The organism is Christiangramia sediminis, from assembly GCF_020552705.1.
Lineage (GTDB): Bacteria > Bacteroidota > Bacteroidia > Flavobacteriales > Flavobacteriaceae > Christiangramia > Christiangramia sediminis.
The window spans coordinates 834,630-854,497 of record NZ_JAJBZG010000001.1; the positions used below are offsets into that span (position 1 = coordinate 834,630).

Sequence of the window (19,868 nt, forward strand, 5' to 3'; positions counted from 1 at the left end):
TTTATTAATAAGCACCAATTGGGGAACCGTCTGGAATCTTCGGAACATTTATTTCCAGCTTGAATTCTTCCGGCTTCTCTCTGAATCTTTTAATATTTCTATACATTTCTTTGTAAACCACATCATCTTTACTTCTCAGCCAGTTTGCTAGTTCATCTATTTTCTGATTAGTAATAGATCTCACCATTGGAGTAGATTTTTGATCTATGGCCATATTTAATAGATGCTTAAAAACTACAAAATTGATAGTTTTTTGCACGGCTGCTTTGTAATCATCCTTCCTTTCAGTTTTTATAGTTTCAGATATCAATTCTTCCAGAACAGAAGATAATCCTGGAAGGTCATTCTCCAATGAATGTTGCTGAACCAGTCTTTCTGCCCTGGCCGGATGAAGCAACAGCGCTAAGGTCATCTCACTGGCGGTCGCCGGAGCTCCTAAAGCATCAAAAGCTACATCGGTATTACTTTTAAAAGACTCTCTGTCTCTGCCGTAACCAAATGCTCTCGGTGGAAACAATTCCAGCTTATCCTGTGGAATAGCCAGTTCCTCTGCAGTAAGTGTCTTTATTACTGTCTCCAGTGCTTTTTCCTGAAGTTTTGCATCCAGATGTTTTACAACCTGGTTATTTCCACCCTTTACGGCATAATCATATTCAAGTCCGCCAATTAACTTTACCGTTGCCTCGGTCTGATATCTATGGAAGAAATATAGAGGTACAAACACATCCTCTAAAACCGTATAAGGCTCATTACTCCTTATGTTATCCTTTGAAAAATCCTGGATAGCTTTTTTCCTTATCGCAAGCACTCTGTTCAATTCATCTGCCGCATTCTCACCATTATCCCAAAGGTGGGCAAAGGCATGTGCTCCCCCGGCAGCCCGGGCATCTGAATCTGTAATAAACTTCAATCCTTCAAGTTGGGCATCCTCCAGTATTGAATTTAAATATTCTTTTTCGTTCTGTTCTTCAGGTACATCACTATAACTATATTTTACAGTTACTTTATCCCACTCACCTATTCCGGTATCGTAAGCATTGGCAAATTCAATTTGGCCATTATTAAGTTCAAATTGAGGATGAGGATAATCCATTACCGAAGCTCTTCCGTTGGTACTTGCTGCGAAATTGTGTGTAAAACCAATGGTATGTCCCACTTCATGAGCAGATAGTTGCCTTATCCTGGCCAGGGCCAGCTCCATCATCGGGTCATGATTTACATCACTTTCAGCAAAAGGTTTATTCGTCATGGCCTGGGCTATCATAAAATCCTGCCTGATTCTTAAACTTCCTAAACTTACATGCCCTTTAATGATCTCACCGGTTCTTGGATCTACCACACTGGCTCCATAACTCCATCCTCGGGTAGAGCGATGCACCCATTGTATTACATTGTACCTAACATCTAAAGGATCTGCATCTTCCGGCAACATTTTAACCTGGAAGGCATCTTTATAACCTATTTCTTCATAAGCCTCGTTCCACCATTTTGCTCCTTCCAGCAATGCCGATCTAACCGGTTCAGGGGTTCCACGATCTAAATAATAAACAATAGGCTCCACGGCTTCACTAACTTCAGCTTCCGGATTTTTTTTCTCTAAACGGTGTCTTATGGCATATCGTTTCTTTATCGGTTCATACACGGGGGAAGCATAATCCATATACGAAATAAAGATCGCGCCGCTTCGCGGATCAAATAATCGTTTTTTATAATTATCATCTGGTAACTTTACAAAAGAATGATGCTGGGTTACACTAATATTTTTTGAGTCTGGAACAACAGTATTTACAGTTCTGCCCTTAGACTCTCCTTCAAAAGTAAGCAGGGCTTCAAATTCAACATTTTCAAGAAAAGCTTTGGTACGATCCAGCGACAAAGCACTTTTAGATTTTTCGAGCTTATAAGTCCCATAACTTCCTTTCTTTAATCTTTCTTCTACCCCGTGTGCATCCTGCATCAAAAAAGGTGTAAGATCAATAATATATTTACCATCCTTTTCTTCCTTGATTTCAAAACCAAAAATGACCGATTTTGCAAATGCTTCTGCCACACTTTCCTTTTCAGCCTGATTGTCTGTGATCGCCCGGTAATCCTGATTTGGCTGAACCAATAAAAGTTTATTCCCGGCTTTCTGAAATTTCACTACCTCTGCTCCTCCCAATTGGCCACGATCCAGCCCTATGTCATTAGAGCCAACGCCGGTGGTTAAAAAATGGGTATATAGAAATTCCTGTTCCAGGCTATCTACTTCAAGATAGATCTCATCCTCATTTTCATTATAATGAAAGTTGAAGAAACCCTTATATTCTTTGAGGTCTTCCTTTTTTTCTAAAAATTGGGCTGACACAGACAGAGAAATACTGAGGGTCAGAATTATAAGTAAATTAATGCGCATTTATTGAGTTTTTTTTAGCCTTCTAAAACTAAAAAATATTCGTTAAATACTTTCTGAAAAGTCCCTTTAATTCTATTTTTACGACAAATCAACCAAGAATGATAACAATAGAGAATATTAGAGATCTTAAAGAGCGCCTGGTTGCGTTAAGGAGGTATCTTTGACATTGATGCCAAAAAGATCGAAATAACCAATATGGAGGAAAAGACCTTTGCTCCAGATTTCTGGGATGACCCTAAAAAGGCTGAACAGATCATGAAAGAGGTCAATGCTGAAAAAAGCTGGGTAGGAGATTATGAAAAAGGCGAGACCCTTGTGGAAGACCTTGAAGTAATCTTTGATTTCTATAAAGAAAGTGAGGCTACTGCTGAAGATGTTCAGGATAGATATGATAAGGCTGTAGACCTTATTGAAGATCTTGAGTTCAAAAATATGCTTTCTGAAGAGGGAGATAGTATGAGTGCTGTTCTTCAGATCACTGCCGGTGCCGGTGGAACTGAGAGTTGTGATTGGGCTGAAATGCTCATGAGAATGTATCTCATGTGGGCCGAAAAGCGAAAATATAAGATCCGTGAACTTAATTACCAGGCTGGCGAAGTTGCCGGAATAAAGACGGTTACTCTGGAAATCGAGGGTGGATATGCTTTCGGTTGGTTAAAAGGTGAAAATGGTGTTCACCGTCTGGTGAGGATCTCCCCATTTGACTCCAATGCAAAAAGACATACATCCTTCGCTTCTGTCTATGTTTACCCGCTAGTGGATGACAGTATAGAGATTGATATTAATCCGTCAGATCTTAGCTGGGAAACCATGAGATCTTCAGGAGCCGGGGGACAAAATGTGAACAAAGTGGAAACCGCGGTAAGACTACGCCACGCCCCTACCGGAATTGTTATTGAAAATTCTGAAACAAGATCACAACTTGAAAATAAAAATAAAGCCATGCAGCTTCTGAAATCTCAGCTCTTTGAGATCGAGCTTCAGAAAAGACAGGAACAGCGTAGAGAGATAGAAGATTCTAAAATGAAAATAGAATGGGGATCACAAATTAGAAATTACGTGATGCATCCATATAAACTAGTAAAAGACGTTAGAACGGCTGAAGAAACCGGAAATGTAGACGATGTGATGAACGGTGATATTGATGCTTTTCTAAAATCTTTTTTAATGATGATGGGCCAACGGAATGATGATTGATAAGTTAACCACTCAATTAGATTTTTAAAATTAAAATAATTGATTATTTTAATAAAGAAAACAAGAACAGAATGCTAAAGATTTATCATAACGCAAGATGCAGCAAGTCCAGAGAAGGACTTGAAATATTGAAAAATTCAGGCAAAGATTTTGAAATAATAGAATATCTTAAAGAACCGCTGAATGAAAATGAATTGGGAAACCTGATCAAAAAGTTAAAGATCACCCCCATTCAGCTTGTTCGGAAGAATGAAAAGATCTGGAAAGAAGAATATAAGGATAGAGATTTAAGTGACCGTGAAATAATTACCGCCATGGTTAAAAATCCTAAACTTATTGAAAGGCCTGTGGTTGAAACAGACAAAGATGCTGTTATTGGAAGACCACCTTCAGATATTGAAAAATTGCTATAAAACAATATAAATGAAACTTCAACACAAAATTGCATTGATAAGTGTCGCAGCCGCTGCAGTCGCTGGTTTCGTATATTCACAAATATATATTCACGAAAAAAATCGTAAAGAAATTAGAGAAATAGCTGCAGAGCTTGCTCTTACCTGGAAAGGTCAGCTTAATTTAAATCCTGAGCAAACAGATCTTCTGGAAGACGCTATTATCGAATATACGATCAAGAAAAATGAGATCATCAACTCCAGCCTGGGGAATATTCAGCAAATAAATAAGTTAAAGACTATCCAGAAGAACGAACACCATACTTTAAAGAAGTTCCTGGACGAAGATCAGTTTGAAAATTATATTTTTCTGAATAAACAGATCACCCGAAAATCTTAATTTTTAGGCTTTTATATTTAGGTTTAACAGCAAGGTTTAAGCATTAACACAATATTAACCGCTGTTGATTAAACTATTTAAGTTCTGATTGGTCATAGAAAAAAAAATCTATAATGACCATCCGAAAGATCTATGCACTTAGTTTGATCCTAAGTTTACTCAGTATTTTTACTTTTAATAGCTATGCACAGGCACCTGCCGATGTTGTAGAATACACTATCACTGGAAAAGTGATAGACAATGAATTAGAAGTTCCGTTAGAATATGCAACCATTTCCATACAGGATGTTAATGATCCTTCTATTATTAATGGAGGGGTGACCGACGTAAATGGAGAATTTTCCATAGAAGTTAAAAAAGGAACCTATGATATTCTAGTTGAGTTCATATCCTACGAAACAAAAGAATTTAAAAACAGAACCATAGACAGTGATCTTAACCTTGGAACCATTGAGTTGGGACTGGGTTCTGAAAATCTGGATGAAGTTGTGGTAAGGGCTGAAACTACCCAGGTTGATATTAGACTGGATAAGAAAATCTATAATATAGGAAAAGACCTTACTACTGCAGGTGGTACGGTAAGTGATGCTCTTAATAATGTCCCTTCGATATCTGTAGATATAGAAGGAGGTATAAGTCTTAGAGGAAATGAGAATGTAAGAATTCTTATAAACGGAAAACCTTCAGCAATGGCTGGTTTTGGTAGTACAGATGTTCTAAGTCAGCTACCTGCAGAAGCAATAGAAAGAGTTGAAGTGATCACCTCGCCTTCTGCCAGATATGATGCCGAAGGAACTGCCGGTATCATCAATATTATTCTTAGAAAGAAAGAAACTCTTGGATTTAACGGGTCACTTAGCCTTAACGGTGGATATCCCGAAAATGCCGGAATCAATGCCAATCTAAATTATCGAACAGATAAGTTTAACCTTTTTACTACTACCGGTTATCGATATAGAGAATCCCCGGGAATGGCATTCTTCGATACCAGATATTTTAATCAAAGAGAAGATTCCTTTTTAGACGGACTAATTTATGATCAAAATATTGAAGACAGGGAATACGATAGGATCAACAGAGGCTTCAACACTAATGTTGGGATGGAATATTATCTTAACGACCAGTCTTCTATTACCGGTGCTATCTTTTATCGTTATGGAAACGACTCAGATCTAACCACCAATGCCAATGATTATTTATTAGACGGCAGTCCGCAGTTACGTACTACTCGATTTGAAAATGAGACAGAAGAAGATAATAGCTGGCAATTCTCGTTAAACTATATTAACAGGTTTGATAATAAAGGCCATGAATTAACAGCCGATTTCCAGGTTGAAAGTGACGGTGAAACTCAGAATTCATTTATACGAGAGCCGGTGAATCTTAATAATACTGAAATAGAGGATATCTTTATTCCACGTGAAAGGACCATAACTTCAGAAGACCAGAACGAATATCTGATACAGGCCGATTATGTTAGACCTATTGGAGAAGATTCACAATTTGAAGCCGGATACCGTGGTAATTTTGAAAATGAAATTACTGATTATACGTTGCTTCAGGAAGCTAGAAATGGAAGTTTCGTTCTAAATAGAAATCAGACAAATATTTTTGATTATTCCGAAAATGTACATGCCTGGTATACACAGTATGGAACCAAATTTGGAGATTTCAGCTTTCTTTTTGGGTTAAGAGCCGAGCACACCCAACTTAAGGGAGATATTGATTCTGAACTTTCTCAAGAAGAATTAAGAGAAGAATTCAGCTTTGATATTACTACTAATTTCGACAATAAATATTTCGGATTGTTCCCTACGCTAAATGTGATCTATGAAATTGCAGAACAGGAGAGTATAACTTTTGGTTACAATAGAAGAATTAATAGACCAAGAGGATGGTATATCAATCCATTTCCTTCACGAAGCAGTAGAAATAACGTTTTTCAAGGTAATCCAAATTTACAACCAGCATATTCCAATTCATTTGATCTTGGATATCTGAAAAGATGGGATAAACTTACATTAACCTCTTCGGTTTACTTTCAAAGAGAAACAGACGCATTCCAAAGAGTTCAGGAAGAAATTGAAATTGAGGTTGCAAACCCCGATTTTCCAGAAGAGGGGCCAGAAACTATTCCACAAACTGTAATTAGAAGTATCCCGTTTAACCTGGCAACGAATGACAGGATGGGTGGTGAACTTGGATTTTTATATAATCCTGCTGAGTGGTTAAGACTAAATGGTAGTTTCAACTATTTCAGATTTAAATTAGACGGGGAATTCAATGGAAACGACTTGAGTACTGATAATACTAGTTGGTTTGCAAGGTTCAGTTCAAAAGTAACACTTCCCGCAAAAATCGACTGGCAAACCAATGCGTTCTATCGTGGACCTTCTGAGGAAATTCAAGGAACCCAGGATGGGATTCTATCCATTGATGTGGCCTTGAGTAAGGAAATTTTAAATGAAAAAGCCACGATCGCTTTAAATGTAAGTGATATTTTAAACGGAAGAAGAAGAGCCAGCCAGACCACGACTGAATTCTTCGAACAGGATAGCGAATTCCAGTGGAGACAGGGACAGGCGGTAAATGTTTCCTTTATTTACAGGTTCAATCAGCAGAAGCAACGTCAGCAAAGAAGAGAAGGCGGGAATGAAGATTTTGAAGAAGGAGAATTCTAGAATAGAGATTAGAAGGAAATAAAAAAAGGGACTAAAATTAGTCCCTTTTTTTATGCTTTTTCCGCTTTAGCTTTTTTTCGGGCTTCGCGTTTTTCTTTAATCAACTCTCCAACAGAACCTCCTATCCAGTAAGGTAGGAATGCCATTAAAAAGATCATAAGCCAGAAACCCATCGTTAATATTGCCAGAAAAGCTAAGAAACCAAGATATTGATCGAATTCGAACATAACAGTCAAAGTTTAATTTGAATCTGGTCAAAGATAGGAAGTCTCCCCCGCTTATCACAAAAAATTACCCAGTTTTTTGAGCATCTTATTTCTTTAAGTAAAGGGAGTTACGAATTACGGAATATATTTTAGCCTGAAATCACCATCTACTGCTCCAAAAACATCCGCTAAAACACTCTTTAATTCCTTACAGGAAATTTTACCTTCGATAAGATCGTCTTCACTTTGTGTGATATCAATAAAATTCGATGTCAAATTTAAAGCTCCCCCAGTATTTAGCATCCATTGTTCAGAATTGGAAGGCTTTTGGTATTTTATCCAGCTATTGTTGTAAATATTATTTCCAACATAATACTTCCCGACACCCTGGTAATTTTCAATCATAAATTCCATGATGTCTCCATCTGCAGAGATCGCACTCACAAATAAATTTACTCTTCCTGCGGGATCTATTTCTCTGGTGAAAATAAGCGAAGCCTTATTAGTCCCTGAATTAAATTCTGATCCGTTTACATTTGCCGTCAAAAATTGATCTGTCAAGCCTGCTTCATCATCGGTACTACAACTTAAAGTAGCCAGGGAAAGCACCAATGAAAAAAGATAATAATAGAACTTTTTCATCTTTATATGTATTTAGTTAAAAGTTCCAGAAAGTTAGGTCTTTTAAGCCTATCAGAGTAAGGGAAACCCCCCCTATTTTAAGCATAAAAAACTGATTTAGTGATATTTACGATTATATAAATTTTTATTATTGAGATTACTATTTATAAAATTTAAAGCCTCGTAAAAGAAGATTTATAAAGATCTTGCAATAAAATTAAGCTTTTCATGAATATTTAATTTTAAAGAATTTTTAGTTTAAAGAAATCCTGTAAACCTTAACTTTGCGAAACAACCAATTTTTGTATTATGGATTACAGAATAGAAAAAGATACCATGGGGGAAGTAAAAGTTCCTTCAGATAAATTATGGGCTGCACAGACTGAGCGTTCAAGAAACAATTTCAAGATTGGTCCTGCTTCTTCTATGCCCCTGGATATTATTTATGGCTTTGCCTACCTCAAAAAGGCAGCTGCTTATACTAATTGTGAGCTAGGTGTCCTACCAGTTGATAAAAGAGATCTTATCGCACAAGTTTGTGATGAGATTCTGGAAGGTAAACATGACGATCAGTTTCCATTAGTAATATGGCAAACCGGAAGCGGCACCCAAAGCAATATGAATGTGAATGAGGTAATTGCCAATAGAGCCCATCAAATTGCCGGAAAAACAATCGGGGAAGGAGATAAAACCTTACAACCCAATGATGATGTAAATAAATCACAGTCATCTAACGATACTTTTCCAACAGGGATGCATATTGCGGCTTATAGAAAGATTACTAAAGTCACTTTACCAGGCCTTCGTAAATTAAGGGATACGCTAAAAAGAAAATCAGAAGAATTTAAGGGTACCGTTAAAATTGGACGTACACATTTCATGGATGCTACCCCCCTAACCTTAGGTCAGGAATTTAGCGGATATGTTGCTCAACTTGATTACGGAATCAGAGCATTGGAAAACACGCTTCCACATCTTGCTGAACTTGCCTTAGGAGGAACTGCGGTAGGAACCGGACTGAATACTCCAAAAGGTTATTCCAAAAGAGTGGCAGAGTTTATCGCAAAATTCACTGATATGCCATTTGTTTCTGCCGGAAATAAATTTGAAGCCCTGGCCGCGCACGATGCGTTTGTGGAAACACATGGTGCTTTAAAGCAATTGGCAGTTTCTTTAAACAAAATCGGAAACGATATTAGAATGCTGGCTTCAGGACCTCGCAGCGGGATTGGAGAGATCAATATTCCAGCGAATGAACCTGGATCTTCTATAATGCCCGGAAAAGTAAATCCAACCCAATGTGAAGCACTGACCATGGTATGTGCTCAGGTTATAGGAAATGATACTACCATAAGTGTTGGCGGAATGCAGGGACAGTTTGAACTGAACGTATTTAAACCGGTGATGGCAAATGCATTATTGCAAAGTGCAGAATTACTGGGAGACGCCTCTGCTTCTTTTGAAGAGCATTGTGCAAGAGGAATTGAAGCGAATCACAAGAGAATTCAGGAACACCTGAATAATTCTTTAATGCTTGTAACTGCACTCAATACCAAAATAGGTTATTATAAAGCGGCAGAAATCGCAAATACTGCTCATGAAAATGGAACCACTCTAAAAGAAGAAGCTGTAAACTTAGGTTACGTAACCGAAGAGCAGTTTGATGAATGGGTAGATCCAAAAGATATGGTGGGGAATTTAAAGTAAATCCCTTCTATATACTATATAGAATTAGAAAGCCCCTGCAGATTTGCAGGGGCTTTTCTATTTATTAGATCTAATATGGTCTATATAGTATCAGAATTTTTTCTGATCTCTTTCTTCGCTTTTTTTGCATAGTGCTTTTGATATTTCCAGTAAGATAAAGCACCAAGAACTGCTATTCCCGCCAGTGTATAATAAACAAAGGTTGGAGTAATTACTTTATCTCCGCTGGCATAGGAGTGCAAACCACTTAGATAGAAATTCACCCCAAAATAGGTCATCATAATGGAGGCGTAAGCGATAATTGACATAAAGTTAAAAATCCATCTGCCTCGAAGGCCAGGAACCAATCTCATGTGAATTACAAAAGCATACACCATAATACTTACTAGTGCCCAGGTTTCCTTAGGATCCCATCCCCAGTATCTTCCCCAGCTCTCGTTGGCCCACTGCCCTCCAAGAAAGTTTCCTATAGTTAGCATTACCAATCCCACAGTTAGAGCCATTTCGGTAATAATGGTTATTTCCCGAATATTCAATAGCATTTTCTTCTTGTTGGATTCCGTAGTAAGCACCATTAATAGTAGCGCTACAACTCCAAGGATCATCCCTAAGGTTAAAGGACCATAACTACCAACAATTACAGATACATGTATCATCAACCAGTAAGAATCGAGTACTGGAACCAAATTTGCTATTGCCGGATCTGTCCAGTTCTGGTGGGCGCTCCATAAGATCATAGCGGTTACAAAAGCGGTAGATGCAATAGTTAAGTTGGATTTTCTTCCAAATGCAAGACCAAAGAACATGGTCGCCCAGGCTACATAGATCATCGATTCATAAGCATTACTCCAGGGAGCATGCCCTGAAATATACCATCTTGCGCCAAGACCAATAGTGTGTAAAGTAAATAGAATTATAATAACTCCTACACTCAGGTATATAATGTTGCGAATAAATTTGTTAGCCTTAAAGATTCTAAAGACCACAAATATCAACATGAATAAACCTGCCAGCATATACATCCAGTATAGGTTCTTGAAAATATTATACTTATTATAGGTTATTTCAGCCTCAATTTTCTGCTCTGAAGGCATCACTTCTGCTCCAAATTTTTGCTGATAACTTTTAATGCTTTCCAGGTATTGATCTGCTTTTGAGTAGTCACCCGTTTTACGGGCATCTCTCAATGCATTCATATAAAGCGGCAGGATTTGTTTGGTATAAACTGAATCCATTCCTTTAAGATTGGATTCATCAACCTGTTTATAAGAGACCCACTTGTTATTTTCGTCACCTGGTATTGGAAAAACTTTAAGGATATTTCCTTCTAGGGCGCTGTACAAAAGATTGACCTTCTTATTCGTATTTATAAAATCCTTCTGAAACTTATTAGGAACTGCAGCCTGATAGGCATCATCCAGATATGGAGATAATTTATATTTTCCTCGTTGATCAAAAAAGTCAGTTAGAGATAGATATTTCTTTCCTTCTTCAACTCCCAAAATTTGATGGAGGCTGTCGTTATGTTTTTCTACAAATAGTAAAGGTACATCATACCATACCATAGGATTCTCGGTAATAGAAATAAGAACCTGATCTGAAGTTAGACCTTCATAAGAATCTTTTTTAGTTAATTTCCGAAGTAATTCTGAAGAATAAGTATTGGCAGGTTTCATCCTACCGCCGGCATCCTGAATAACCAATCTTCCAAATTTTTCTGCATGTTCAACTTTGACAGCATTGGAAACGATGATACTATCTAATTGGGATTTAGCAGTTTCACTATGCTCATGATCCTGAGTTTGAGCATTAATTCCGAAAGAAATAGATATAAATGCTAATAAAGTAGTGAGTGTTTTCTTTTTACTCTTCACCTTATCCAGCATAACTTTTAAATTTCCAAATCGCGATCCCTTATCGAACAAGATCCACATAAGTCCGAAATAAAGAAGAAAATAACCAATATAAGTTGTCCAGGTTCCCCAGAAATCATGGTTTACAGATAAAACTGTTCCTTTTTCATCAGGATCAAAACTAGACTGGAAAAATCTGTATCCCTGTTCATCTAAAACATGATTCATATAGATCTCATATGGCATTGGTTCTTTCCCTTCCCTAATAACTTCTACTTTACTTTTAAAGGAAGCATACCCAGGTGTTTCCCTGTCTGCTGTTCCGGGATATTTTTCAGCTATAAAGTCATTGAGCTTTATTGCGAAAGGCAGTTCTTTTTCTATAGACCCATAATTGACAAATATCTCCAGGTCTCCAAGATTGAGCTGTGTTGGATTCCCTACAGTTCCCTGCCCTCCTAATAAGGTAACAGTTTCAGATTCTCCACCAGAAGAAACTCTTAAAGTTACGGCATCGAGATCCTGCTTGGTTTTAGGATTAGTTGGGACCACATCATATTCTCCCTTCACAACAGGTTCAGGAATTACAAATTGCATATTCCCAATATTATAAAGGGATCTAAGCATAAGAGTTTGAGTAGAATCTTTTGCTAATTCCCCCTGCTTTTGATCGGCCATCCGCATGTAGGTGCCTTCAAAAGGAGAATCTATGATATACTCTCCATTTTCAGAAACCTGAATGTTTATAGCTCCGTCCTGTGGACTATTCAAAGTAAAAAGTACGTTGTGAATATTACTAACCTCGCCTTCCTGCAGATAATGATCGTGCCGCTGACCTTCCCCGGCCTCTACTATTTTGAGGTAGTTTTCACCATCTTCAGTAGGCACTAAAGCTTCTTCAGCTCCATGAATAAAATTAGTTACTTCAAATCTTACCGGTTGCCCGTTAAAATCTGTATTCAGAACATAGTCATTTTCAACTTCCGGCCCAAAAAGAACATCTTCCTGTAAAACTCTACGTCTTGGTTGTCCATCGATCTCGCCATCTACAAAAAAAGTAAAATGAGGACTATGGCTCAAAAATTTATTGGTGGTTTCCCCTTCTCTAATAGGCATGATACCTTCATAACTGATATAGCGTGTAATAAAAGCGCCAATGAGGATTAGAATAAAGGAAAGGTGAAGAAGGAGCGTGCTCCATTTTTCTTTTTTATAAAGCTGGTAACGTTTTATATTCCCGATAAAATTGATAAGAAGAAAAAGCATAATTCCTTCAAACCACCAGGTATTATAAATTAAAATTCTTGCGGTTTCAATACTATACCAGGTTTCTATGAAAGTACCCATGGCCATGGATATTGCGAAAATTATAAACAAAACGGCCATTATTCGGGTAGAAAAAAGGATTGAGGCTATTTTTTTCTGCATGGAAGAAGTGTCATTTTAACGGGTGCAAATTTAACGATTTATTATCAGTTTAAAAGACTTATCCTAAATCATTCTCAAGTCTACAAACGTTAATTTTACCTGCTTAAAAATTTTGGTATTTTAGCCACATGATCAAAGTGGTAATTATCGGTGCTGGCAATGTGGCAACTCACTTATACCAATGCTTTACAAAATCCAAACAACTGGATGTAATTCAGGTTTATAACCGGAATATCCAGCATCTCGATTTTGTTGAAGATGCGTCAAAAAAGGTTTCAGCTCTTGATGAGCTAAAGGAGGCAGATCTTTATCTTATTGCAATTAAGGATGAAGCGATTGGCGAATTAGTTGCTAAATTCAATCCTAAAAATGGAATAGTTGCACATACTTCAGGGACCCAACCCCTTCATATTTTATCAAAATTCGATAATTACGGGGTTTTTTATCCGTTGCAAACTTTTTCTAAAATTAAACCGGTCAACTTTAGAGAGGTTCCGCTTTGTCTGGAAGCAAATTCAGAGGATAATTTAGAGTTCCTAAAGAAAATTGCTTCCATAATCAGCAACCAGGTTTTTGAGGTAAATTCAGATCAAAGAAAAGCCCTGCACGTTTCGGCGGTTTTCGTTAATAATTTCAGTAATCATCTGTTTACATTGGCTTCAGATTTTTGTAAAAAAGAGGAATTGCCTTTTGACATTTTGAGACCTCTCATCAAAGAAACTGTAGACAAACTGGAAAATCTGGATCCATATTCAGCACAAACAGGACCTGCGCTAAGAAATGATAAAGACACAATATCTGCCCATCTGGAAATGCTGGATGGAGACCGCAAGAAAATCTATACTATATTAACCGAATCTATTCAGAATTTGCATGGAAAAAAGCTATAAAGAACATCTAAACCAGATAAACACCTTTGTTTTTGACGTTGACGGAGTTTTGACCAATGGGTCTATCCAGATTTCCACTAAAGGGGAACTTCTTAGAACTATGAACATTAAGGATGGGTATGCCATGAAATTGGCTCAAAATTCTGGCTATACTGTTTGCATTATCAGCGGAGGGAAAAACGAAGGAGTAAGAAAACGCTTGCGTGACCTGGGAATTACCGATATCTATCTTGGAGTAAGTGATAAGGTGGAACAAATGGATGAATTCTTTGATATTTACAATATTAAACCGGAACAGGTTCTTTATATGGGAGATGATATTCCAGATTATTATCCCATGAAACTTGTTGGGCTGCCATGCTGTCCACAAGATGCGGTGCCCGAAGTAAAAGACATTTCCCTGTATGTTTCCCATAAAAATGGCGGGGAAGGTTGCGTACGGGATGTAATAGAGCAGGTAATGAAAGTCCAGGGAAAATGGATGGATAAAAATTCCTGATAGAATGTTGCATTTCCTGAAACTTATACGCGTGGGCAATCTTATTTTTATTGCTCTTACCATGTTTCTTATAAAATATGGCCTTTTTGAACCTTTTGAGGTCGCCATTACTCTGAACCTTTTTGGTTTTTCCATGCTGGTTCTGGCAGTGGTCTGTGTTGCCGCCTCGGGTTATGTGATCAATGATATATTTGATGTTTCGGCCGATCTAAAGAATAAACCGAAAAGAACAATTATCGGAAACCAGATCTCAGAGAAAACAGCCTATAGATTGTTTTTTATCCTGAATATTATTGGAGTAGGCCTGGGTTTTTACCTGTCTAATATGATTGGCAGACCCGGCTTTGTAGCTTTCTTTATCTTTGGTTCTGCTATATTATATATTTATAATTCTCAATTTCAGCAGAGCATTTTAATTGGAAATATACTGGTAAGTATTATTGTGGGACTTATTCCGGTGGGTGTAGGACTCTATGATCTGCTGCCGGCTATAACTCCGCAGAATCAGCAAACCCAATCGGTCATATTTTCAATTCTGATCGACTATTCCATTTTTGCATTTTTGATAAATCTCTTAAGAGAAATAGTGAAAGATCAGGAAGATATTGATGGAGATTATAATGCGGGATATAAAACACTTCCCATTGTTCTGGGTAAAAAACGCACTAACAGGATACTTTTTGTTGCAGCCCTTCTACCCCTGGGCTTTCTGATCTATTATATCTATCAGTATTTATTTGAAAATGTATCTGCGGTTGTATATGCTTTATTTTTATTGGTGGCTCCGCTCCTATTCTTTTTAGTGAATATCTGGACTGCCCAAAAGAAATCGGAATTTACCAGATTAAGCCTTATCCTGAAATTCGTCCTTTTCTTTGGCTTGATATCCATTGGACTTCTGCAATTTATTTTACTTTAAAGCTATGCTGAAAGAATTAGTTAGAGATCATGAAATCATCCTGGCTTCCGGATCCCCGAGGAGACAAAAATTCTTTAAAGATCTGGAGATCCCGGTTACCATCGATGTGCGCCCTGTAGATGAAGTCTTTCCGTCGCATCTGAAAAAAGAAGAAATAACAGGTTTTTTGTCTGCACTGAAGTCTGAAGTTTTCCGGGATGACCTTAAAGAGAATCAAATATTGATCACCAGCGACACCATTGTTTATAATGACGGGGAAGCTTTGGGAAAGCCAAAAGATCATGCAGAGGCGGTGAAAATGATAAAATCACTTTCAGGTAAAGATCATGAGGTGATCACTTCTGTTTGCTTTACTACCCAAAACTCTCAAAAGATCTTAAATCATACCACAAAGGTTTATTTTTCTGAATTAAGCGACCAGGAAATTGATTATTACGTTACCAACTTTAAACCTTTTGATAAAGCTGGCGGATATGCGATCCAGGAATGGATTGGTTTAATTGGGATAGAAAAAATAGAAGGAAGTTATTTTAATGTAGTAGGCCTTCCTACCTATGAAGTATATAAAACCCTAAAAGATATCCTTAACTCCTGAATTTGTAACTTTAAGAAAAAATATGATTCGGTTATTCAATATTTGTCTTTTGGCCGCCCTGTGTTTTTCCTGCGACAATACTTCTGAAGAAAAACGGGCCATGTTGCTTTCTGATGAATTTAAAGAATACTGGTATACAGGCGAGGCAGAGATCACATCCTACCGTTTAGAACAGGCCAGGTATGGCGAAATGAGAAAGGGAGAAGCTGTTCTCATTTATGTGACTGAAGATTTTTTTGCGGAAGAACAGGTAAAAGCCGGAAATAAGACTGAAGAGACAATTAACGTTCTTAAATTGAATGCTACTAAGAATTTTAATACGGGTATCTATCCATATAGTATCATGCAAAGTAGTTTCTATCCTTTGAATGGTGAACAACATGCCCTAAAGGTTTCTGCATCTATACAGGAATGGTGTGGCCAGGTTTATATGCAACTTAATAAACGTGGAAAATTCCATATTACCAGTCATTCGTATTTTGAAGGTGAGGCCGATGAAGAACTGGAACTAGAAAAGGTTCCGCTGGAAAACGAAATATGGAACCGACTTAGAATTGCACATGACAAATTACCTACTGGAGAATTTAAAATGATCCCTTCTTTTGAGTATTTAAGGCTTAGTCATCAACCGGTCAGGGCATATTCAGTAATCGGCGAATATTTTACGACGGAAGAGTTTAATGTATATCAGCTAACGTATCCAGACTTAAAAAGAGAGCTTAAGATTTACTATAGCAGGATTTTTCCCTATACTGTAGAGAAATGGGAAGAATCATCTCCCTCAGGTTTTGGTGAAGATGCTGAAATATTAACGACAAAAGCATTCAAAAAAGAGCGTATAAAGACTGATTACTGGAATAAAAATTCGAATAAAAATCTACCTTTACGGGAAAAACTGGATTTAAAATAATGTACGAAATACTAACCACTTATCGCGAAGAATTGTTGTACTCACTGGTAGTACTTATTTTATTGATGATCATCCAATTCGTGTTGAAGAAAGCCGCGAATAAGGTGGGTAAACGAAGTGAAATAAACATTACCCGAACCAGGCTGATGTTTAAATACATCAATATTTTAATTTTGTTAATTGCCGCTTTTCTGTTGTCTTTTTCATGGGGAGTAGGATTAGCGGAGTTAGCTCTTGTTTTCTCTTCTACATTTGCAGTAATTGGGGTGGCGTTATTCGCAATCTGGTCTATTCTTAGTAATATCACTTCCGGGATCATTATGTTCTTTTCATTTCCATATAAAATTGGAGATACCATTAGAATTCATGATAAAGACATGCCTGTTGAAGCTGAAATTGAAGATATCAAGGCTTTTCATTTACACCTTAGAACTTCTGATGGCGAATTGATCACCTATCCAAATAATCTCATTCTTCAAAAGGCAGTATCCCTGGTACAGACTGAAAGGAAACATGATGATGGTAAAGAAGCTCTTTAAAATCTAAAAGAAGCCGAAAAAATAAGTCTGTAGCATTGAAAGTTTTTATATTTGGTAAAACCTCTTAGTTCATGCGTAAATTATTTTTCATTCTATTTTTTCTAAGTTTCTGTGCAGGTAAAGCACAGGCTCCGGAAAAATGGAGTTCTACTGAAATTTATAACCACATTAAAAAACTGAACTTTCTGGGATCAGTTCTATATATTGCTGCACATCCAGACGATGAGAATACACGACTTATCTCCTATTTTTCAAACGAAAAAAATGCCCGGACAGCTTATTTATCACTCACCAGAGGTGATGGCGGCCAAAATCTTATCGGGCCCGAATTAAGAGAACAATTAGGACTTATTAGGACTCAGGAATTACTTGCTGCCCGGAGAATAGATGGCGGTAAACAATTTTTTACCCGCGCCAATGATTTTGGATATTCCAAGACTCCTGCTGAAACCCTGGAAATATGGAATAAAAAAGAAGTTTTAAGTGATGTGGTATGGATCATTAGAAAATTCAGGCCTGATGTTATAATAAACAGGTTTGATCACCGAACGCCTGGAAGTACTCACGGGCATCATACTTCTTCAGCAATGCTAAGTGTTGAAGCGTTCGAACTTTCCGGAGAAAAAAGTGCATACGATTCTCAGTTAGAGTATTTAGAAGCTTACCAGCCAAAAAGACTATTTTTTAATACCTCTCCCTGGTTCTATGGTGGTGATGAGGCATTTCAGGAAGCTGATAAATCTAATTTTATAAGTTTTGATACCGGAACTTATTTCCCACTTCACGGTTTATCCAACCCGGAGATTGCATCCCTGAGCAGAAGCCAGCACAGGTCACAGGGTTTTGGTAGCACAGGAAGCCGTGGAAAACAAATGGAATATCTTGAATTATTGAAAGGCGATCTGCCGTCAAAAGATTCAGGCATCTTCGACGGAATTGATACTTCATGGAATCGGGTCGAAAATGGTAAAGCCATTGGTGAAATTCTAAAAGATGTTGAAGAAAATTTCAATTTTGAAAAACCCTCCGAACATTTACCTCAATTATTAGAGGCATACAAACTTATTCAAGACCTGGAAGATGACCATTGGAAGAAAATAAAAACCGAAGAGATCAAAGAAATCATCTATGCTGCCTCTGGTCTATACCTGGAAGCTGTTGCTCAAAAAGCGTTTGCCACGCCCTCAGAAGAATTACAGGTAAAGCTTGAAGCCATTAATAGAAGTGATGAGAAGATTCAATTAGCGGCTGTTGAATTAACTCCAAATAATTCCAAAATTGAACCTCAGGCAAATTTATCAAATAATGAAGGCTGGAATAATAGTATGATTTTCAGAATTCCGGAAACAGCAGAATATACCACTCCATATTGGCTTAATAAACCTGGTGATATTGGAATGTATGCGGTAAAAGATCAAAAATTACGAGGTCTGCCCGAAACTCCGTTGCATACCAAAGCAAACTTCAGGATCAGGATGAACGATACTGAAATAAATTTTCAAAAACCTGTAGTTTATAAATTTAACGACGAGGTTTATGGTGAGACTTATAAGAATTTTGAAATAATCCCTGCGATCACACTTCATTTTAAAGAAGATGTTTTGATCTTTAATAATGCCGAAGCAAAAGAAATAATGGTTCAGGTTACGGCCAACAAACCCAATATTACAGGTGAGTTAAATTTAAAGGCTGGTGAAGGCTGGCAAATTGAACCTGTAAAAACAAATTTTACTATAGCTCAATCCGGCGGGAATGCGAACCTTCTTTTTAAGATTACTCCTCCGGAAGCTCAGAATGAAACCAGTCTTATGCCTGAAGCGAAAGTTGAAGGAAAAATTTATACCGAAAAGCTTGTTGAAATAGACTACGATCATTTTCCCGATCAGAACATTATCACGCCGGCGAGCTTAAAATTGGTCAAACTTGATATAAAAAAGAAAGGTCAGAATATTGCATATATCGAAGGTGCTGGAGATGTGGTTCCTGAAAGCCTGGAACAAATTGGTTACAACGTAACTAAAATACCTCCGAGTTCTATTTCATTGAATTCACTGAAAAATTTTGACGCTGTAGTTTTAGGCATTCGAGCTTATAACGTTGTGGAAGAATTAAAATTTAAACAAAAAACTTTGTTAGAATATGTAAAGCAGGGTGGTACAATGATCGTTCAATATAATACCAGTCGAGGTTTACTTTTGGATAATCTTTCTCCTTATAACTTAGAACTTTCAAGAGACAGGGTTACCGAGGAAAATTCAGAAGTAAATTTCCTTTCTCCCGAACACCCGGTTTTGAATACGCCTAACAAATTAACCAGCGCAGATTTTAAAGGTTGGGTCCAGGAACGCGGACTTTATTTCCCTGATAGCTGGGATGAGCATTTCACTCCAATTCTTAGCATGCACGATAAAAATGAAACCCCTAAAAATGGCAGCCTCTTAATAGCCAAATATGGAGAGGGCTATTATATCTATACTGGAATCAGTTTTTTCCGGCAGTTTCCAGAAGCAGTCCCGGGCGCTTTCAGACTATTTGCCAATCTAATTTCAATAGGTAAATAATGGATAAACCGGAAAAATACCATTGGAAAAAAAGCTACAGCCTGGTTCTTATCGCAAACGTGATCTACATCGTGG

The 19,868-nt window shown here is 37.4% G+C and carries 16 protein-coding genes; 12 read left to right on the plus strand and 4 right to left on the minus strand.

The window, feature by feature from the left end; translation table 11 throughout:
• Positions 1-4: 4 nt before the first annotated feature.
• Complete coding sequence (locus tag LGQ90_RS03965; RefSeq protein WP_229338331.1) at positions 5-2,395, minus strand: zinc-dependent metalloprotease; 2,391 nt, start codon at positions 2,393-2,395, stop codon at positions 5-7.
• Positions 2,396-2,493: 98 nt separating this feature from the next.
• Between LGQ90_RS03965 and prfB the strand changes: the two genes are divergently transcribed.
• From prfB to LGQ90_RS03985, 4 genes are all read left to right on the plus strand, one after another.
• Positions 2,494-3,592, plus strand: a protein-coding gene (gene prfB, locus LGQ90_RS03970) for a peptide chain release factor 2 (RefSeq protein WP_229338332.1) whose coding sequence is annotated in 2 segments (ribosomal slippage) — positions 2,494-2,556 and positions 2,558-3,592 — 1,098 coding nt in all. Because the reading frame shifts where the segments join, the coding sequence is not laid out codon by codon here.
• A gap of 71 nt (positions 3,593-3,663) precedes the next feature.
• On the plus strand, positions 3,664-4,005 hold the full coding sequence (gene arsC, locus LGQ90_RS03975) for an arsenate reductase (glutaredoxin) (RefSeq protein WP_229338334.1): 342 nt from the start codon (positions 3,664-3,666) through the stop codon (positions 4,003-4,005).
• Positions 4,006-4,015: 10 nt separating this feature from the next.
• Complete coding sequence (locus LGQ90_RS03980) at positions 4,016-4,384, plus strand: hypothetical protein (protein ID WP_229338336.1); 369 nt, start codon at positions 4,016-4,018, stop codon at positions 4,382-4,384.
• A 113-nt stretch (positions 4,385-4,497) separates the two neighbouring features.
• Positions 4,498-7,065 (plus strand): TonB-dependent receptor, encoded by a 2,568-nt coding sequence (locus LGQ90_RS03985; protein WP_229338338.1) that lies wholly within the window; start codon positions 4,498-4,500, stop codon positions 7,063-7,065.
• A gap of 50 nt (positions 7,066-7,115) precedes the next feature.
• Here the strand turns inward: LGQ90_RS03985 and LGQ90_RS03990 are convergent, their stop codons facing one another.
• Together LGQ90_RS03990 and LGQ90_RS03995 are read right to left on the minus strand one after the other, a co-directional pair.
• Positions 7,116-7,292 carry a hypothetical protein gene (locus tag LGQ90_RS03990; RefSeq protein WP_026934940.1) on the minus strand — a complete coding sequence of 59 codons (177 nt, stop codon included), beginning with the start codon at positions 7,290-7,292 and terminating at the stop codon, positions 7,116-7,118.
• Between the two features lie 114 nt (positions 7,293-7,406).
• On the minus strand, positions 7,407-7,913 hold the full coding sequence (locus tag LGQ90_RS03995) for a hypothetical protein (protein ID WP_229338340.1): 507 nt from the start codon (positions 7,911-7,913) through the stop codon (positions 7,407-7,409).
• Between the two features lie 288 nt (positions 7,914-8,201).
• Between LGQ90_RS03995 and fumC the strand changes: the two genes are divergently transcribed.
• Complete coding sequence (gene fumC, locus LGQ90_RS04000) at positions 8,202-9,599, plus strand: class II fumarate hydratase (RefSeq protein WP_229338342.1); 1,398 nt, start codon at positions 8,202-8,204, stop codon at positions 9,597-9,599.
• 80 nt (positions 9,600-9,679) lie between these two features.
• Here fumC and LGQ90_RS04005 read toward each other — a convergent pair whose 3' ends face one another.
• Entirely contained in the window at positions 9,680-12,880 is a 3,201-nt protein-coding gene (locus LGQ90_RS04005; RefSeq protein ID WP_229338344.1) for a cytochrome c biogenesis protein CcsA, read from the minus strand.
• A gap of 128 nt (positions 12,881-13,008) precedes the next feature.
• Between LGQ90_RS04005 and LGQ90_RS04010 the strand changes: the two genes are divergently transcribed.
• The 7 genes from LGQ90_RS04010 (at position 13,009) to LGQ90_RS04040 (ending at position 19,793) form a co-directional block, all read left to right on the plus strand.
• Complete coding sequence (locus tag LGQ90_RS04010) at positions 13,009-13,770, plus strand: Rossmann-like and DUF2520 domain-containing protein (protein ID WP_229338346.1); 762 nt, start codon at positions 13,009-13,011, stop codon at positions 13,768-13,770.
• Positions 13,754-14,269 (plus strand): KdsC family phosphatase, encoded by a 516-nt coding sequence (locus LGQ90_RS04015; RefSeq protein ID WP_229338348.1) that lies wholly within the window; start codon positions 13,754-13,756, stop codon positions 14,267-14,269. The genes LGQ90_RS04010 and LGQ90_RS04015 overlap by 17 nt, the downstream gene beginning before the upstream one ends.
• A 4-nt stretch (positions 14,270-14,273) precedes the next feature.
• A complete protein-coding gene (locus tag LGQ90_RS04020; protein ID WP_229338350.1) occupies positions 14,274-15,188 on the plus strand; it encodes a geranylgeranylglycerol-phosphate geranylgeranyltransferase in 915 nt (304 codons plus the stop codon).
• A 4-nt stretch (positions 15,189-15,192) separates the two neighbouring features.
• Positions 15,193-15,783 carry a Maf-like protein gene (locus tag LGQ90_RS04025; protein ID WP_229338353.1) on the plus strand — a complete coding sequence of 197 codons (591 nt, stop codon included), beginning with the start codon at positions 15,193-15,195 and terminating at the stop codon, positions 15,781-15,783.
• A gap of 22 nt (positions 15,784-15,805) precedes the next feature.
• The gene (locus LGQ90_RS04030) at positions 15,806-16,693 is read left to right on the plus strand and encodes a septum formation inhibitor Maf (protein ID WP_229338355.1); all 888 of its coding nucleotides are present in this window, start codon (positions 15,806-15,808) and stop codon (positions 16,691-16,693) included.
• Positions 16,693-17,232, plus strand: a complete 540-nt coding sequence (locus LGQ90_RS04035) for a mechanosensitive ion channel domain-containing protein (RefSeq protein ID WP_229338356.1) — start codon at positions 16,693-16,695, stop codon at positions 17,230-17,232. The genes LGQ90_RS04030 and LGQ90_RS04035 overlap by 1 nt, the downstream gene beginning before the upstream one ends.
• Before the next feature lie 71 nt (positions 17,233-17,303).
• Positions 17,304-19,793, plus strand: a complete 2,490-nt coding sequence (locus LGQ90_RS04040; RefSeq protein WP_229338358.1) for a PIG-L family deacetylase — start codon at positions 17,304-17,306, stop codon at positions 19,791-19,793.
• The last annotated feature ends 75 nt before the right edge of the window (positions 19,794-19,868 follow it).

Bases quoted from the DNA above. Each gene is read 5' to 3' on its own strand.
- LGQ90_RS03965 (WP_229338331.1), bottom strand. From the start codon at position 2,395: ATGCGCATTAATTTACTTATAATTCTGACCCTCAGTATTTCTCTGTCT.
- arsC (WP_229338334.1), top strand. From the start codon at position 3,664: ATGCTAAAGATTTATCATAACGCAAGATGCAGCAAGTCCAGAGAAGGA.
- LGQ90_RS03980 (WP_229338336.1), top strand. From the start codon at position 4,016: ATGAAACTTCAACACAAAATTGCATTGATAAGTGTCGCAGCCGCTGCA.
- LGQ90_RS03985 (WP_229338338.1), top strand. From the start codon at position 4,498: ATGACCATCCGAAAGATCTATGCACTTAGTTTGATCCTAAGTTTACTC.
- LGQ90_RS03990 (WP_026934940.1), bottom strand. From the start codon at position 7,292: ATGTTCGAATTCGATCAATATCTTGGTTTCTTAGCTTTTCTGGCAATA.
- LGQ90_RS03995 (WP_229338340.1), bottom strand. From the start codon at position 7,913: ATGAAAAAGTTCTATTATTATCTTTTTTCATTGGTGCTTTCCCTGGCT.
- fumC (WP_229338342.1), top strand. From the start codon at position 8,202: ATGGATTACAGAATAGAAAAAGATACCATGGGGGAAGTAAAAGTTCCT.
- LGQ90_RS04005 (WP_229338344.1), bottom strand. From the start codon at position 12,880: ATGCAGAAAAAAATAGCCTCAATCCTTTTTTCTACCCGAATAATGGCC.
- LGQ90_RS04010 (WP_229338346.1), top strand. From the start codon at position 13,009: ATGATCAAAGTGGTAATTATCGGTGCTGGCAATGTGGCAACTCACTTA.
- LGQ90_RS04015 (WP_229338348.1), top strand. From the start codon at position 13,754: ATGGAAAAAAGCTATAAAGAACATCTAAACCAGATAAACACCTTTGTT.
- LGQ90_RS04020 (WP_229338350.1), top strand. From the start codon at position 14,274: ATGTTGCATTTCCTGAAACTTATACGCGTGGGCAATCTTATTTTTATT.
- LGQ90_RS04025 (WP_229338353.1), top strand. From the start codon at position 15,193: ATGCTGAAAGAATTAGTTAGAGATCATGAAATCATCCTGGCTTCCGGA.
- LGQ90_RS04030 (WP_229338355.1), top strand. From the start codon at position 15,806: ATGATTCGGTTATTCAATATTTGTCTTTTGGCCGCCCTGTGTTTTTCC.
- LGQ90_RS04035 (WP_229338356.1), top strand. From the start codon at position 16,693: ATGTACGAAATACTAACCACTTATCGCGAAGAATTGTTGTACTCACTG.
- LGQ90_RS04040 (WP_229338358.1), top strand. From the start codon at position 17,304: ATGCGTAAATTATTTTTCATTCTATTTTTTCTAAGTTTCTGTGCAGGT.